A 15,971-nucleotide genomic window follows, 5' to 3' on the forward strand; every position below is an offset into this window, starting at 1 on the left:
TATTGGTTATTGATGTTTAGCTTTTTAAAGTTTGTCGGCTTCGCCGATATAGCTGATGGCGTTTACGTTTAATACGCAGGTTAATATCAATGGCTAAAAAATTAAATTTTTCTCCAAACTGTAATAATAGTTTTCGCTCCTCGACACAGACCTGACCATCGGCTAAACACATCTCAATCAGTTTATCTAACCAGTCAGATGCATCCAGAGTTTCATCCGGAGTGAGCATATCTAATTGTCCATTTTCAGCGGCCACAATTATCTTATCTAATACGCTCTGCGGAATGCGGCGGTTCTTAACAAACTGATCTAATAAGTGTTTCTCCTGTTTATCAACTCTACCGTCGGCAAATAAAACTAAGATTAAGCTTGATAATAGTGATATTGGATCAAAAATACGATCACTTTTGACCTGAGCTCTTTCCTGAAACGCAAATTCCAGACCTTTCATTTTAACAAGATGTTCAATATGTGGGATAAAGTCTTGTAAAATCCAGTCCTGCTCACCCTGATTAAAAGAACTGTTACAATACTCACAGCAGTCCTGATAATTATTGGTTTGCGGTGCACCGCAGCGGTAACAGTGTAAAGAATGCAGGCCTTTTTTGATATCGCTTTTAACACCTGATTTTCTTATCATCGTCAGGTGATGAGCATAATACCCGATGGCTGTGGATACTTTTTCCGTATGTGAAATCTTGTTGCCCTGCCATTTTACTAACAGATACACTTTGTCAATGTCTTCACCAAATTGCACTTTACTCACTTCGCACAGGCCAAGCTGCACATTATCAAAGAAATGTGCAGCTGACAGCTGATTGAATTTTTCGATATAACTCGGGTGAGCAACTGCGAGAAGCGGATCGCTGTTCTGTATTAACCAGGCCTTCTGCATCCGCCAGAAAACAGAACTTACCCTGTCTTCAATCAGCGGGATATTAAAAGCCGGATCGACAACCTGATAATCACTTACGCCGTTTATCTGTCTTTTTGCATTCTGAAAACGCCACTGCGCTTCCTGAGTGATCTTCGCTAAAATCCAGTCGTATTCGCCTGATCCAATCAGCGATCGACAAGCCTGACACCGGACAGACTGACTAAGCTTTAAGGTGCTGCCGCAGTTCGGGCAGTTTCCTTCCATCAGGCCCGGCTGAGTGCGGGTCTGCACGCCGGGTAAGCGTACATAGGTTAAATACTCGGTTTTAGTTGTTAACGGCACCCAACTGTCAGTCTGTTTATTGCGACCTTTTATTTCGATCGGATAATCTGCCCGTGATGTTATTTTAAAGTGCAGTGTTTCAAAGTGTTTATCCGCTTCTATTCCAACTAATTCACTGTTAGTAATGATCAGGTTTTCTATTTTACGACGGTGCTGCTGTTTCTTTTGTATCTCAAACTGAATCTGATAGGACTCGCTGATACCATCACTGATAAAAGCACGGGAATAGGAGATATCCTGCTCAGACCAGGCCTGCTTGATAATATAAAAGGCATTTTCAACTCGGCTGGTAATAAGTGCGGTGGAAAAGTGTTTATCCAGGTGTCGAATTTTATTCTGCTGAATCAGCTGCTTTTTCAGGGCCTGTTTCTGCACACCGCGCATTATGGTGTTTTTAATTTTTTTATTCTGAAATTTTTTCCCCTCAATAATGCCGGTAATGACGACTGCTGCAATAATAAGAATAAATATGAGCGGGAACATAGAGAAGCTTTCTCATTTATTTAAAGGGAATCTATTTATAACAGATAATAAACCCTTCCCCTGAAACTGGTGATAAATCTATAAGCCTAGTCACTGATTTTTTGTTCAGAGCTCTGCCACCTGTATTGTGCTTGGTTCTTTTTTCAGTATAAAGCGGTAACATTTTTATCTGCTTTATGGGTCAAAAGAGACTTTTTTTGTTGACTCCGATATCAAAAATCAATGCAGCTACGAAAATTCCCATCCATTTTTATGGTACTGAACAAGTGCTTCAGCAAGCAGGAAAATCGAATGAGCGTGCTGTCCCTTCATACCGCACTGTGAGTTATACGGGAGTGGTGTATCAGGAATATTATAATAAAAAAACCTTATTCAATTCTTGGCAGAAATAAATAAGGGCTTTTTTTAGCCAATAGAGAGGCTATTTTATCAGTATTTTTTATTAAAATGCGTTGGAGCCGATCACTTTACCATTAACGGTTTTTCCGTAGTAGCCCTGGTGATTATGATATTTCTCCTGAGTTGCCTTTAAATCGCCGTTAAAACGAGGATCTTGAGGGCGTTCATGACTGTTCATAAAGGCGGCTACATCCCATGCTTGTTGTTTGGCTATTTGAATGCTTTTACCCAGTGGCATATTTTCATAGATAAAGAATGCCGCTGTATTAACACGATGCATTCCTGCGCCCCAGTTGAACGAATCTTTGCCCCATAATGGTGGGAAAGATTGTACACCGTTGGCTTTAATGCCTTCGCCATTTGCACCATGACAACTTGCACAGGTTGTATTATAAACAATCTCCCCACGTTCAATTGAAGGGCCTTGCTCAGGTTTGTCAAGTTTAGGGTAGCTACGACCTGCTAAGGTTCCCCGTTTTCCTGCGGGTAAATCTTCTTTCATTTCAACAGGTAAAATAAATGATGGATCATTACCACCTAATTGCAGGGCTGCATCAGATAATTCCGAAATAGGTCTATCCTGCATGTCGTATTGATCGAATAATCCGCCCATTGCCAGCCAATAAGAGTAGGCACTCAGTGCGACTAACTCTGGAGAGTCTTTTGCTGGTGGAGTACCGTCCATTGAGTAAGTAAAACAACCTTGAATACGTTCCCCATAGGTATTTACTTTGTCGTTTTTAGAACGATAAGCAGGGTAGGCCATAAACGCTCCCCAAAGTGGGGCTGAATTGGCTTTCATGCCTGCCTGCATATGGCAATTGACACAGTTTTGTTCGTTACCGACGTACTTGTCTCGTAGGGTTTGTGAATTAACAAACAGGGAGTAGCCCTGTTTTACTTTTGCACCAAAAGGCGTATTGGGAATAGTGCTTAAGTCCCGTGGTACTAATTGATCCACTTTTTTTGTTTTTGGGTGTGCCGGCAGCTCAGCTTGCCTATCCGGCAGTTCCATCTCCGTCGTTGCCATAACGCTTTGTGAAAATAAGGTGGCAGTTGCCAGCGCGATTAGGTATTTATTCATCGTATTTTCCTTATTTCACATTAGCAAAATAGAGTGCTAATTGAGATATTTCAGTATTGGTGAGTTGTCTTGCAATACTGCCCATTACATCGTTGAGATCCCCAGAACGTGTATTATTTTTCCATGCGGTTAGCTGCATCTCAATATAGTTGGGATGTTGATTGGCTAAACGAGGGAAGGCTTCTACGCCTATACCACTTGCACCATGACAGGTTGAGCAAGCTGGAATATTGCGCTTCCAATCACCCTGATAAACCAATTTACGGGCAGGATCATAAATAATAACGTGATCGCCGCGTTGCTCCAGATTTTTAATATCAGGTGTCGACAGAGAAGCAAAGTAGTTTACGGCTTCCGCTTTTTTCTGCGGATCAGAAACCATTACAGCCATTGCGGTCATAAGCGGATCGCTTCGCTTCCCCGACAGGAAATGATTTATTTGGTTGGTGAGGTATTCAGGATCTTGTCCTGCAATCATAGGGGCAGGGTTAGGTTTGGTGTTAGGTGATCCCATCCCCGTCGTCAGATGACAACTGGTGCATACGGCTGCAGCGGATGGAACAGAGGTCGCAAAAGCAGGACTCATTAATAGGAACAGAGTCCCTAATCCCACACAGCGTTGAATTTTTTTGGTTATTGACATAAGTACTCCACAAAAATTGTTTTTATTTTGTTAGATATTTATTTTCTTATTATCAAGGTTATTTATAGACTTGGGTATTGTGGTTGTCCACATATATCCTTGCGAAAATGACGGAAAGTATAGAACAATCAGAATATACTTTCCTTTTTGAGCGACTTCATGGTGGTTGTTGCGATCAAGAAAAAGTATGCTCAGACATTGTTGGTAAACCTTTATTCGGCTTTGTAGCGGGGGAATATAACGAGCAGCCGCAAGGTATCCCTTATTCTTTCATCGACTATTTAGAGCTTGTTGACTGGACCGGGCGAGTTATCAGATATGATAAATGCGGTGCGATTAGCGGGAAAAACCCAAATTTTTTGAGTGTACTGGGTTTAGAGCGATAAGCTTAACATGCTATTTGGGTAAAAATTATCATGGCGCCGTCGGCTCGCTTGATGAACTTGGATTGTTTGCCGAGCATACGGGTAAACGCTGGATATCGGGTAAAAATAAATTACAGAAAATAGTGCATTAAAAGCCATTATTAACAATCTATCCATCAAATTAGCACCTTGCTAAGTCATATCGATATTTTAATTCTTTAACAAATTTCATTATTTAATTCAGCACCTTCTAAAGTATTTTCTCTGCTGTAATCATACAAATACTCGGTCATATTTGGCGATAAGGTGCCTTTTTTATTAACAGAAAATTGTAATAAAAAATTGGCTGTCCTACTTTTGGCTGTCCTACTTTTGACTTGTTAAGACGAAATTGATTTTTAAATTCAATTTATTAACCTAAAAAGGCTTGTGTGTCCCGCTTTTACCCTAATTGGCAAAGATATCATAATGACTTAACCGGATCTCATATGAACTAGAAAGTATTTGCAAACCATTTTCATTAACGTGTGTTATTGTATTATTTAATTTGAAAATAGATTCAAATAGTTATTCTAACCAATACAGGCCATTTTTAGCTTTTTCGAATAAAATACAGTCTTTTGGGTATGCTGTTCATTATTTGATTTAGTCAACCACAGCCTGGTATATTAAAAAATAAAAAAAACGCTAGGATATGACGATGATAAAGAGGTTTGTGGTTACGATGTTCATTGTCGCATTTGTAGCCTTGGCGGCCTTTTCTGGTGAGGATCGTGGTAATGCCTTTGAGTGAAAATTTAAGCAGTATCGCTCTGTTTTACTTCAATGGTGGCAACAAAAACGGTGCTACCGATTCAGGTATCCCGCATTTGCCAGCCTACTATGGTCAGATGCAGACCAATAACACCTACCGCTCTTTTAAGGTGAATGAAATGGTTGCTGTTATGATCGGTGACATTACTCTTGTTTTTTAGCCTTAGTGCTATCTAAATATCAAATAGAATCTGAATATGAAATCAATATTTTGTGGTCTACGCCCGCACCTTTATACCATACTGACACTTCTTTGTAGCTTGATTTTCAGTCATTCCGCTTTGGCTACCAGTCGATGGGATGGCCCACGTACGGGGCCGTCTGCCAAATCAGGGAAGACAATTGTCTATGTCGCAGAGGATTTGAAAAATGCAGGTATTCTGGGAGTTGGCGAAGGAGTTAGAGAAGCCGCACGAGTTATTGGTTGGAGTTTAATCGTTCTTGATATTGGCAGCATTGAGAGTCAACGAGCACGTGTATTTGACAAGGCGCTAAAGCTTAAGCCAGATGGATTAATTATCGGTGGTGTTGACGCCTTGAAAAATAACAAGTATTTACAGTTATTTGCCAATGCAGGCATTCCCGTGGCCAGTTGGCACTCCAGCCCCTTCCCTGGACCCGTCGAAGGCACTCCAATATTTATAAATATTACCACCGATTCCCTTGCCGTAGCGAGAGCCGCGGCCAACTATGCTATTGAGAAATCATCTGGTAAGGCGGGTGTGGTCATTTTTACTGATAGTCGTTATGCCATTGCCATGAAAAAGGCCGAACTGATGGGCGATATCATTCATGCCAGTCCAAAATCCACACTGCTCTCTGTTGAAGATATTGCCCTTGATACTACTGCAAAAGAGATGAATCAGATAATTCCGGAGCTCCTGCAACGGTATGGCAATCACTGGACCCATGCCATTGGAATCAATGATCTTTATTTTGATCACGCTGTTGTACCCCTGATTCTAGCTGGAAAATCTTCTGATGAAGCGCCGATCAACATCTCGGCCGGTGACGGTAGCGCCTCAGCTTTTATGCGGATACGCAATCATGAATATCAAGCCGCGACTATACCCGAGCCACTCCTGTTACACGGCTGGCAGCTCATAGATGAGCTCAATCGAAGGGTTGCTGGAGAGGATCCCAGCGGTTATGTGAATCCACCCTATACTGTGACGACAGAAAATATCGATAACTACAGTCGGGCACTGACTCCTTTTGATCCAGATAACAACTACCGTCGATTTTATACAAAAATCTGGTTGGGTAAATAAGTGACTTTAATAACATGTGTAGCAGGAAACTGAATGAGCTACATATACAGCATTAAAGGAAAATTGCTTTTGGTCTTTATCTCTGCAGTCCTGGTATTTAGCAGCGATGACTTGCTAAAGATCTATTTTATTAAGCAGTTCACCTTCTCGATAGAAAAATTCGTTTCAACCGCAGTACCTATGATAAACGCGGCCAACGAACTTGAAGTTATTGGGAATAGTATCGCGCTACAAACCAATCGTCTTATCGGGGCCCAACAACAAAAAAAATTGACGGATTCTTATATATCGATTGGCAAATTATTAGACGAATTGGAAATAAAAACCTCTGCCATCTCACTGGAAGGGGGAGATATTAATGTGCTAACAGTGAACAGTCTGAGCCAGTCAATCCGCTCCCTGTCACAAATTGTGTTTCAAGTTATCAATAGTAGTTTTACAAAAGAAGATCAGGCGCGGAGTGTAGCTGCTTCGGAATTAGAGATTTTAGAGACTATACGCAACGACGTTCTTGATGCTTACACACAACAAACTGCGACAGTGATAGATACTGCTCTTTTTGCGAGTATCCAAGACATCACCATCTGTATGGTCGTTTCGATCGAACGCGCCCTTTATGCTGAAACGTTACAACAGCTAAAAAAACAAGAAGATGAATTCCTTCTTTGCAGTGAAAAGCTAATGGCTGAAGTGAGCGAAAATAAGTCTTCGTTGGCACACTCCTCCACCATCGTGCAATGGCTGAATACGCCTTCAGAACAAAGGAACAGAGTTTTTGAAATTAAACAGCGCGTATTGTTCTTGCAGGTGTCTGCTAAAAAATATCTAACAGAATTGGATCAACTTGCCGATCAGCTAACATCACTCACGTCAGATTATAGACAACGAATTTTTCGTCGCTTTCAAACCACTGCCGATGCCGCAATCGTTCAAGAAAAAAGAGCCATCAATCTCACCGTGATCCTTAATATTATTGCCGCTACACTGCTGTTAATTTTTTACTGGATAATTGTCGTACGCGGCTTTGGTAACCGTCTGACGATAATCAGTCAGGCCATGCGTAGTATCCCTACCAGCGATTCAGATACCAAAATTCGGGTTCGGGGGCGTGATGAAATTGCTGCCATGGCACGCGCTTTAGAGCGATTACTAAAGGAGGCTTTGCTGACACATCAGATGGCAACCATTGACCACCTAACACAGGTAAACAATCGGGCCAGCTTTTTTACTTATGCGGAAAAAGAGACTGAGCGCTCCAAAAGACGACCAAATAAAACCTGCATCATGATGATAGATATCGATCATTTTAAACATATCAATGACACCTACGGCCATGATGTTGGAGATAAACTTTTGTCCTTGGTGGCGGATAACTGCCTAAAGTGTACAAGAACTATTGATGTATTTGCCCGCCTGGGGGGTGACGAATTCACCTTGATGATGCCGGACACTGATCTTGTATCAGGAAGACTGGCGGCAGAACGATTACGACAACGCATCGATGAGTTACAGCTGGAGCTTACACCTGACGTTATAATAAAAGTGACCACAAGTATTGGGATATCTGTGGTCAAGCTAAATGAAACCCCCATTGAAACCGCATTAATTCAGGCCGATAAAGCACTCTATCTGGCCAAAACTGGTGGACGGAATCAAAGTAAATAGCTGGACAGCCAAATTTTTTGAGTGTAGCGGGTTTAGAGCGTGAGGCTTGGTTAGCATTAGCATGCTATTTTGGCGAAAGTATCATGGCGCCGTGGGCTTACTTGATAAACTTGCATTGTTTGCCGAGCATACGGGTAAACGCTGGATATCCGGTAAAATAAATTACAGAAAATACTGCATTAAAAGTCATTATTAACAATCTATCCGTCAAATTAGCACATTGCTAAGGGATAATGATGTTCTAATTCCTTAAAAAAACTCATTATTTAATTCAGCATGCTCTAATTTTTTCTGTGGCATAATTACACAAATACCCGATCATATTTAGCGATAAAGTGCCTTTTTATTAACATAGAATTGCAATAAAAAGATTGGCTTTCCTCAACGAGATTTTTTCAATGAGGTTTTGGGGCATCTTTAAACAGCAACGCGTTTGCCGCTAAATTATCCGGGGATAGGCGATATATGCGCATCGTATCAATACAGTCAGAGCCTAATTTTTGGTAAAATTCAATGGCGGGAGTATTCCAATCCAAGCAAGCCCATTCGAGCATTTCGCATCCACGATCAAGGGCATATTTTGATAAAAAGTGCATCATGATATTGCCCAATCCTTTACCGCGCATTGAATCATCAATGAAGAACCCGTCAATGTATAACCCTAAGCGGCCCGTAAAGGCTGAGCTTTTCTGATGGAAATATGCAAAGCCAACCATTTTACCCTCATAAACGCCAAACACGGCCTCACCTTGCTTAGCGGCAAGCAATCGTTCTATTCGTTCTGGTGTGGCAGTTATTTTATCGGCCATTTTTTGAAAAGTACCCAGCTGTTTCATAAAGTTAACAACCAGTACTGCGTCATCAGGGCTGGCAATTTGCAGAAAAAACTTTGGATCTTGAGTGTGAATTTTTGGCATTAATATTCCTCTTGTCTATAGGGCTGTAGAATTTCTTATTTTCAGCCCATCAGTATAAAATAAAACGAGAGTAATTTATATTTTATTGATATTCAATGAGTTAATCCAACTTTTAATAACCCATTGGTTAAATTGAGTGATAATAGAAAGAAAATCCACTTTGATTTTATAGGTAATTCAATGCTTAGATTCAAATAATAAAATACCAGACCAAGGCGGCAATAGAAATTACCATCCGCTTATAGTGTAATAAATAAACACTTTAGCAAGTGGAAACAGAGTACCTAGGGCGAAACAGCAACAATAAAAGTTAAACCAAAGACTAAAACGTAGTTTTATGTCTCGCCAGCATGTGTTTTAACCCGTGTAAATGAGCAGAAAATTAATTGATTTGGTATTCATCAGTCATAAAACGCCAAGGGAGTTATTATTTTTAGATGAAGTTTAGATGGTAATAGATTAAAAATCAGGTTAGATACGCAGGCAAGGTTAAACTGATTGGCATTATTTTCTATGTTGGAGCATTAAAAAAGCACCTTAATAAAAACATTGATGTGCAAAAAGCAGTAGTGCGGGTTATTGTCAGTTGAATAATGACTATTCTCTTTATTAACCCTTTGAATAGTAAGCTTAATTAAATGTTATTAAGCTATCGGGCACTTTCTGTAATAAAGATTAAAGAAAATATTTTTTTTGATGTTGATCGCAAAATTGGCTATAATATGCCACCAATTTATTATAGCTATCCCATTAAGTCATCGTGGGTACTATTTGTACTCATTAAGGATCACAAGCTGTGTTTGAATTTCCACAAGTCGATAAGAGTAGTGTCAAAAATGATGTGTTTTCGGGGATAACCGTTGCCCTGGCATTAGTGCCTGAGGCGGTTGCATTTGCATTTGTTGCGGGTGTTGAACCTATGGTTGGTCTCTATGCCGCTTTTATGGTCGGTTTAATTACCGCTTTTTTCGGTGGCCGTCCTGGAATGATTTCCGGTGCTACCGGTGCAATGGCAATCGTTATCGTGTCTCTGGTATCTGAGCACGGCGTTGAATATTTATTTGCAGCGGTTTTACTCGCGGGTCTACTGCAGATTTTATTTGGTGTTTTTCACCTTGGTAAATTCATTCGCATGGTGCCTCATTCCGTGATGATTGGCTTTGTGAATGGTTTGGCAATTGTTATTTTCATGGCCCAAATGGGGCAGTTCAAAGTAGTCAATAAAGTAGGAGAACTTGAATGGATGCAGGGCTCATCGTTATATATCATGCTTGCTTTAGCGCTGCTAACGATGCTGATTATTCATTTTCTGCCTAAATTTACCACAGCAATACCGTCAACGCTGGCGGCGATTGTGGTTGTTACATTATTAGTTTACTTTATTCCTGCTTTAGAGGCACGTACCGTTGTTGATTTCCTGCGCAGTATGACGGGTGATGAAAACGCCACCGTTGCAGGTACATTACCAACATTTGCATTTCCTGTGGTGCCATTTTCGATGGAAACCTTGGCTATTATCTTACCTTATTCATTCATATTAGCGGCAGTCGGCCTTATTGAATCGCTATTAACCTTGACTGTTATTGATGAAATGACCGGAACGCGTGGTCGCGCTAATAAAGAGTGTATCGCACAGGGTGGCGCAAATATGGTCAATGGTGTCTTCGGAGGCATGGGTGGCTGTGCAATGATCGGACAGTCCATGATCAATATTAATTCAGGTGGCCGTGGTCGTTTATCGGGTATTACGGCAGCGCTGACACTGTTAGCCTTTATTTTATTCGCTTCCGGTTTAATTGAGATAGTACCTATTGCGGCACTGGTTGGTGTGATGTTTATTGTTGTATTAAGCACCTTTGAATGGGCGTCGTTTAAGATGATGCGTAAGGTACCCAAGAAAGATGCGATCGTTATTATCTTAGTAACAGGGGTGACGGTAGTCACTGATTTGGCCATTGCAGTCTTTGTGGGAGTGATTGTTTCAGCATTGGTATTTGCATGGGAGCATGCTAAACATATTTATGCAGTAAATGTTACCAGTGAAGATCAAAAAGAAAAAACCTATCGCATTAACGGCCCTTTATTTTTTGGTTCAGTGAGTCATTTTCTTGACCTCTTTGATGTGCAAAATGATCCTCGCAGCGTCATTGTTGATTTTGCGGAATCTCGTGTTGCGGATCATTCTGCGATTGAAGCCATCTGTGTATTAACGGATCGTTATGTAAAAGAGGGCAAAAAACTACATATTCGTCATCTCAGTAAAGACTGTCACAAACTGTTGAGTAAAGCCGGCGTGCTGGTCGAGGTTAATACCATTGAAGATCCTATTTATAAAGTTGTTTCTGATGAACTCGCTTAATAAATTAAAGCTTTGGGTAAGATGAGCCCTTCGCTTTTACAATTCAGGCATTCAATAGAGACTAATAGGCACAAGAAATGAATGGGAAATAATAGTGGAATTAATAAATATTTCACTATTTTCCATTAGTAATAAAACACTTAAAGTGTCTTAAGGTTAAGCCATAAAGTAGATGGGAAATAACAATGCAATTAAGAAATTTTCCACTATTTTTCATTAGTAGTAATACTATCAGAGAGTCTTAATGTTAATGCATAAAGAGGGTTAACTTATTTTAATCAATGGGTTACAACATGATGCAGTTTTAAGTTAATCATGTAACACATTGATTATAGTCTTTATTTTTTCTTTCTTTCTTTCTTCCCCCCGTCCCATAATGAAATAATTTCAAATGCTGCTTAGCACTTTTAAATGGGCATTCTGGTGATTTGTATCAGACTTTATTTACTTGAAACGCGAGTAGGGCGATAAGTTGCGTCACACTTAGGGGCTTCTTGAAGGTTTTTTGTATTCCATAGTGAAAACCAGATATGGTTGTTACGTAGGGTTTTTCTTTTGTTTCTCATATTATTTTCTCCTGTTTGATTTAGGGGCACTATAACGATTTTTCATTACAGAAATGTGACAGTAAAGATGTTTCTTTTGTACCTGATATTGAGGAAAAACAAAGAATGTTATTCTTTTTTAGCAGATAATTAGCGCAAATTAAAACTTACCGTCGAGGCATTTATCAGAAAAGTAACATAGTGTAATTAAATAGATAGATGCTATAAAAAAAGGTAGACTAATTTTTATTAATTACTCAGTTTTAGTTTAAAAAATTTTAAGGTAGGCAGATATAAGTTCAGGATATCCCTTCCGAATCACATATTTCGAATATTGACTTAGCAGTTACAGCAGTAACAGGATGAGGTAGCAAATGATTAAAAAAATTGGTGTTTTAACAAGCGGCGGTGATGCACCGGGTATGAATTCAGCAATACGTGCAGTCGTGCGCTGTGCTCTGGCAAATGATATTGAAGTCTATGGTATTTATGATGGTTATGCCGGACTTCATAAAGGTAATCTCAAACAGTTAACGCGTCATTCTGTTTCGGATATGATTAACCGTGGTGGTACTTTCTTGGGCAGTGCCCGTTTTCCTGAATTTAAAGAAGAAAGTGTCCGTCAGGAAGCGATTAAAAATCTAGAAAAGCACGGTATTGAAGCATTAGTTGTGATCGGTGGTGATGGTTCTTATATGGGGGCGAAAAAACTCAGTGAAATGGGTTATCCCTGTATCGGTATTCCTGGAACAATTGATAATGATATTGCCGGAACAGATTATACTATCGGATTTATGACCTGCTTAAATACCATTGTTGATGCGGTAGACCGTTTACGTGATACCTCTTCATCACATAACCGTATCTCTATTGTTGAAGTAATGGGTCGCTATTGTGGTGATTTAACGCTTTGGTCTGCCATTGCTGGCGGCAGTGAATATGTTGTCCTGCCGGAAATAGGTTTTGACGAAGCTGAATTATTTGAGCATATTGAAACGGGTGAAGCCTCGGGTAAAAAGCATGCCATTATTATGATCACTGAACATGTAACGGATGTGACAGAATTGGCTAAACGTATTGAAGCAAAGACCGGCCGAGAAACGCGTGCCACTATTTTAGGCCATATCCAACGTGGTGGTTCACCTATGGCGTTTGATCGCGTATTAGCAAGTCGTATGGGTGCCCGTGCAGTTGAGCTTTTGATTGATGGTAAAAGTGCGCGTTGTATCGGTCTTCAGTATGGCAAGATGGTTGACCATGATATTATTGAATGTTTAGAAGAGATGGAGCGTCCGTTCCGTGAAGATTTATACAATTTATCGAACGTGTTATTCTAATAATAAGCCGATTAATTTAAATGATCTAAGCCTACCTTATGGTAGGCTTTTTTTTGGCTCGGTGCTAACGCTGTAATCCTTAAAATTACAATACGTTAAGTATAGACAGTAACACTGGCAACCGCTTATTTAGACATGGAATTTTTTAGGTGAAAATGAATAAACAAACCTCCCCTTATCAAGCTTTAGTCGCGCTCTGTGAAATAGCAGAAATCAAAAAAAATGCGCTGGATGTTGATCAAATGTTAGGGTTTATCTGCGCCATTAGTGCGTCTCCCACACAACTTGATCTTCAGGACTGGTTGCCCTGTTTATGGGCTGAAGGTCTAATGCCTTCTTTTAGCAATGAGCAGTTAGCGGTTGAATTTGCGACTGCATGCATGCAGTTTTACGATGCTTGTTTGACTGGCTACCAACAATCGATAGCGCTTGTGTTACCGACACAGAGATGGATAAATGAATCCCTAGAAATTACCGAGCAGGGCAGCCGTTTTGCATCAGGTTATTTATCGGGTTTTCAAAGTATTGAGCAGAATATTGAGATAGTGAAAGAAGGGACACTTGAGCAGTTATTACAAACTGCAACATTACTATTAAGTAAAATAACGAATCCCAGTGGCGATAATCTGGAGATGTTGACTCTTTTTAATCAACTACCTGAAGTAGATGAAATAGTGTCTTCATTACCCCTGCTATTAGGTACACTGGGGCATTTTTCTTTGCAGGCAAATTATCATGACTAATAGTGTAGATGAGGTTTTTTTTAACTATAAAAATTATTTTTCAGTGGTGCATGAAAATAATGAATTTATTGTCATCAATAAGCAGGCCGGTATTAATTTTCACAGTGAAGATGGCGAGTTTGGTGTAGTGGTTGCCGCTGAAAAAGCGTTTTCCTGTAAACTTTATAGCGTTCATCGTTTAGATAAAATGACTTCAGGTTTGTTACTGCTGGCTAAATCTTCACCGAGTGCCGCGCAGCTTTCCGCCTTGTTTTTTGAGCATCAGATTCAAAAATATTATCTGGCTATTAGCGATAAAAAACCAAAAAAGAAACAGGGTTTAATAAAAGGCGGGATGGAAAAGTCGCGTCGCTCTATGTGGAAATTAACTAAACAGACTAATAACTTAGCGATCACACAGTTCTTCAGTTATTCCTTAGAGAATGGCAAACGTCTGTTTGTAATTAAACCGCGTACGGGGAAAACACATCAGATTCGTGTTGCACTTAACAGTATCGGCAGTGCTATTTGCGGTGATCCTCTCTATGCTGAAAAATCGCCGCAGAGTGCTGCATTTGATCGTGCTTATCTGCATGCCTACCAGATTGACTTTAAGTTAAATAATCAAGATTACCATTTTAAAGCATATCCAAAGTCAGGTTGTTTATTTACAAGTGATGTTTTTATTAATCAAATAGAAGCCATTGGTGCTGTTGGAAAGTTGGATTGGCCAAAAATTTAAACTCACCTAAAGTGAGTTTAAATAAGTTTGCTAGGCTAAAGTATTATACCAATTTCACTAATTAGAAGATCTATTTAGGCGCCGTTAAAACGCATTAAAGCAAGGCATTGATTGCAGTAACTAGTTGTTCTAATTATAAAATAAATAACAAAGACTAAAACGTAGTTTTATGTCTAGCTAGCATGTGTTTTAACAAGCATAAATGGGCATGAATTTAATGAATTTGGTATTAATTAGCAAACTCTGTCCATATTGGAGCATGATCAGAAGGTTTTTCGATAGCTCTTAATTCATAATCTATACCGGTATCAATGGTCTTATTTGCCAATGTTTCCGTGGCTAAAATAACATCTATACGTAAGCCTCTATTATCATCAAACCCACGAGAGCGATAATCAAACCAGCTATATTGGTCAGATACTTCGGGGTTTAATAACCTAAAGGTATCTATAAGACCAAAATCCATCAATTTAGCTAACCATTCACGCTCTTCTGGCAAAAAACTACATTTTTTTGTTTGTAACCAGCGTTTTGCATTTACTTCACCAATGCCGATATCCAAATCAAGCCGGGAAATATTAATATCTCCCATTACAATCAGTTGGTCCTCTGCAGTGTGGTACTCATTGAGATAAATATTTAAATCTTGATAAAACTTACGTTTTGCAGGGTACTTGGTTTCGTGATTTTGGCTCTCTCCCTGGGGGAAATAACCATTGAGGATGCGCACAGGTAAACCCGCTTTATCCTGCACTGTTACCATGATCATGCGGCGCTGCGCTTCTTCATCGTCCGTAGGAAAACCATATTGCACATCGAGGGCTTTATTTTTACAAAGCATTGCCACACCGTAATGGCCTTTTTGCCCATGAAAATAGACGTGGTATCCCATCGCTTCAACATCAGCAACAGGGAAAACATCGTTATGAACCTTGATTTCCTGCAATCCAATGACATCGGGTTGGTGTTTATCAATAATAGCTTGCAGTTGGTGGAGACGAGCTCGCAGCCCATTGATGTTGAACGAGATAACTTTCATTAAAAGGCCTTAAATAGAATAAAATTATAGAAGGCGGAGAATGTACCTCGTCCGGTTTAATAACTCAACAGAGTCGATCAGAAAAATATCGGTTTAGCTTAATGTCGCTAAGACGTGGTTAAGATGATCGACTGTTTCGAAACCGCTGTCAGTTAAATAACCACCATCGGGCAGAGTCGTTAACCCTTTATCGAATAACGATTTGGCTGCGGTAACAATTGACGGATCGGCATCCTTATGAACTTTAATACCTTCTTGTTGGGATGCAAATGGGAATTTAGAAAGCAGTTTCATTTCTTCAAATAAAGTATCAGGGTAATTTTTAATCATGATTATTCACTTTTATTAAATTCGGAATATTCATAATA

At 39.8% G+C, this 15,971-nt stretch carries 14 protein-coding genes; 8 read left to right on the top strand and 6 right to left on the bottom strand.

The genetic code is table 11. The annotated features are described in order from the left end of the window. Window positions 1-16: 16 nt before the first annotated feature. From PING_RS06930 to PING_RS06945, 3 genes are all read right to left on the bottom strand, one after another. Window positions 17-1,702: a tellurite resistance TerB family protein gene (locus PING_RS06930; protein WP_011769697.1), complete on the bottom strand. Its 1,686-nt coding sequence runs from the start codon at window positions 1,700-1,702 to the stop codon at window positions 17-19. A gap of 442 nt (window positions 1,703-2,144) precedes the next feature. Continuing rightward, window positions 2,145-3,185, bottom strand: coding sequence for a c-type cytochrome (locus PING_RS06940; protein WP_011769698.1), 1,041 nt, complete (start codon window positions 3,183-3,185; stop codon window positions 2,145-2,147). Between the two features lie 10 nt (window positions 3,186-3,195). Continuing rightward, a complete protein-coding gene (locus PING_RS06945) occupies window positions 3,196-3,828 on the bottom strand; it encodes a c-type cytochrome (protein WP_011769699.1) in 633 nt (210 codons plus the stop codon). Between the two features lie 83 nt (window positions 3,829-3,911). Between PING_RS06945 and PING_RS06950 the strand changes: the two genes are divergently transcribed. The 4 genes from PING_RS06950 (at window position 3,912) to PING_RS19410 (ending at window position 7,942) form a co-directional block, all read left to right on the top strand. After that, window positions 3,912-4,214 carry a hypothetical protein gene (locus PING_RS06950; RefSeq protein WP_157035317.1) on the top strand — a complete coding sequence of 101 codons (303 nt, stop codon included), beginning with the start codon at window positions 3,912-3,914 and terminating at the stop codon, window positions 4,212-4,214. Between the two features lie 758 nt (window positions 4,215-4,972). After that, window positions 4,973-5,167 carry a hypothetical protein gene (locus PING_RS06955; protein ID WP_041766112.1) on the top strand — a complete coding sequence of 65 codons (195 nt, stop codon included), beginning with the start codon at window positions 4,973-4,975 and terminating at the stop codon, window positions 5,165-5,167. Between the two features lie 120 nt (window positions 5,168-5,287). Continuing rightward, window positions 5,288-6,277, top strand: coding sequence for a substrate-binding domain-containing protein (locus tag PING_RS06960; protein WP_198134747.1), 990 nt, complete (start codon window positions 5,288-5,290; stop codon window positions 6,275-6,277). A 33-nt stretch (window positions 6,278-6,310) separates the two neighbouring features. Beyond that, the gene (locus PING_RS19410; protein ID WP_011769701.1) at window positions 6,311-7,942 is read left to right on the top strand and encodes a sensor domain-containing diguanylate cyclase; all 1,632 of its coding nucleotides are present in this window, start codon (window positions 6,311-6,313) and stop codon (window positions 7,940-7,942) included. A 395-nt stretch (window positions 7,943-8,337) separates the two neighbouring features. Here PING_RS19410 and PING_RS06970 read toward each other — a convergent pair whose 3' ends face one another. Beyond that, window positions 8,338-8,859 carry a GNAT family N-acetyltransferase gene (locus tag PING_RS06970; RefSeq protein ID WP_011769702.1) on the bottom strand — a complete coding sequence of 174 codons (522 nt, stop codon included), beginning with the start codon at window positions 8,857-8,859 and terminating at the stop codon, window positions 8,338-8,340. Between the two features lie 796 nt (window positions 8,860-9,655). Between PING_RS06970 and PING_RS06975 the strand changes: the two genes are divergently transcribed. The 4 genes from PING_RS06975 to PING_RS06990 all read left to right on the top strand — a co-directional run bounded on the left by PING_RS06975 (window position 9,656) and on the right by PING_RS06990 (window position 14,564). Next, window positions 9,656-11,218 (top strand): SulP family inorganic anion transporter, encoded by a 1,563-nt coding sequence (locus PING_RS06975; RefSeq protein ID WP_011769703.1) that lies wholly within the window; start codon window positions 9,656-9,658, stop codon window positions 11,216-11,218. Between the two features lie 919 nt (window positions 11,219-12,137). Next, window positions 12,138-13,100, top strand: a complete 963-nt coding sequence (gene pfkA / locus PING_RS06980; RefSeq protein WP_011769704.1) for a 6-phosphofructokinase — start codon at window positions 12,138-12,140, stop codon at window positions 13,098-13,100. Window positions 13,101-13,255: 155 nt separating this feature from the next. After that, window positions 13,256-13,843, top strand: coding sequence for a UPF0149 family protein (locus PING_RS06985; protein WP_011769705.1), 588 nt, complete (start codon window positions 13,256-13,258; stop codon window positions 13,841-13,843). Next, window positions 13,836-14,564 (top strand): TIGR01621 family pseudouridine synthase, encoded by a 729-nt coding sequence (locus PING_RS06990; RefSeq protein ID WP_011769706.1) that lies wholly within the window; start codon window positions 13,836-13,838, stop codon window positions 14,562-14,564. Before PING_RS06985 ends, PING_RS06990 begins: the two co-directional genes overlap by 8 nt. Window positions 14,565-14,793: 229 nt before the next feature. Here PING_RS06990 and xthA read toward each other — a convergent pair whose 3' ends face one another. Then, complete coding sequence (gene xthA, locus PING_RS06995) at window positions 14,794-15,603, bottom strand: exodeoxyribonuclease III (RefSeq protein WP_011769707.1); 810 nt, start codon at window positions 15,601-15,603, stop codon at window positions 14,794-14,796. 93 nt (window positions 15,604-15,696) lie between these two features. Then, window positions 15,697-15,933 (bottom strand): TIGR02647 family protein, encoded by a 237-nt coding sequence (locus PING_RS07000; RefSeq protein WP_011769708.1) that lies wholly within the window; start codon window positions 15,931-15,933, stop codon window positions 15,697-15,699. Between the last annotated feature and the right edge of the window lie 38 nt (window positions 15,934-15,971).

This window comes from Psychromonas ingrahamii 37, assembly GCF_000015285.1.
In the GTDB taxonomy this organism is placed as follows: Bacteria; Pseudomonadota; Gammaproteobacteria; order Enterobacterales; family Psychromonadaceae; genus Psychromonas; species Psychromonas ingrahamii.

Bases quoted from the DNA above. Each gene is read 5' to 3' on its own strand.
- PING_RS06930 (WP_011769697.1), bottom strand. From the start codon at position 1,702: ATGTTCCCGCTCATATTTATTCTTATTATTGCAGCAGTCGTCATTACC.
- PING_RS06940 (WP_011769698.1), bottom strand. From the start codon at position 3,185: ATGAATAAATACCTAATCGCGCTGGCAACTGCCACCTTATTTTCACAA.
- PING_RS06945 (WP_011769699.1), bottom strand. From the start codon at position 3,828: ATGTCAATAACCAAAAAAATTCAACGCTGTGTGGGATTAGGGACTCTG.
- PING_RS06955 (WP_041766112.1), top strand. From the start codon at position 4,973: ATGCCTTTGAGTGAAAATTTAAGCAGTATCGCTCTGTTTTACTTCAAT.
- PING_RS19410 (WP_011769701.1), top strand. From the start codon at position 6,311: ATGAGCTACATATACAGCATTAAAGGAAAATTGCTTTTGGTCTTTATC.
- PING_RS06970 (WP_011769702.1), bottom strand. From the start codon at position 8,859: ATGCCAAAAATTCACACTCAAGATCCAAAGTTTTTTCTGCAAATTGCC.
- pfkA (WP_011769704.1), top strand. From the start codon at position 12,138: ATGATTAAAAAAATTGGTGTTTTAACAAGCGGCGGTGATGCACCGGGT.
- PING_RS06985 (WP_011769705.1), top strand. From the start codon at position 13,256: ATGAATAAACAAACCTCCCCTTATCAAGCTTTAGTCGCGCTCTGTGAA.
- PING_RS06990 (WP_011769706.1), top strand. From the start codon at position 13,836: ATGACTAATAGTGTAGATGAGGTTTTTTTTAACTATAAAAATTATTTT.
- xthA (WP_011769707.1), bottom strand. From the start codon at position 15,603: ATGAAAGTTATCTCGTTCAACATCAATGGGCTGCGAGCTCGTCTCCAC.
- PING_RS07000 (WP_011769708.1), bottom strand. From the start codon at position 15,933: ATGATTAAAAATTACCCTGATACTTTATTTGAAGAAATGAAACTGCTT.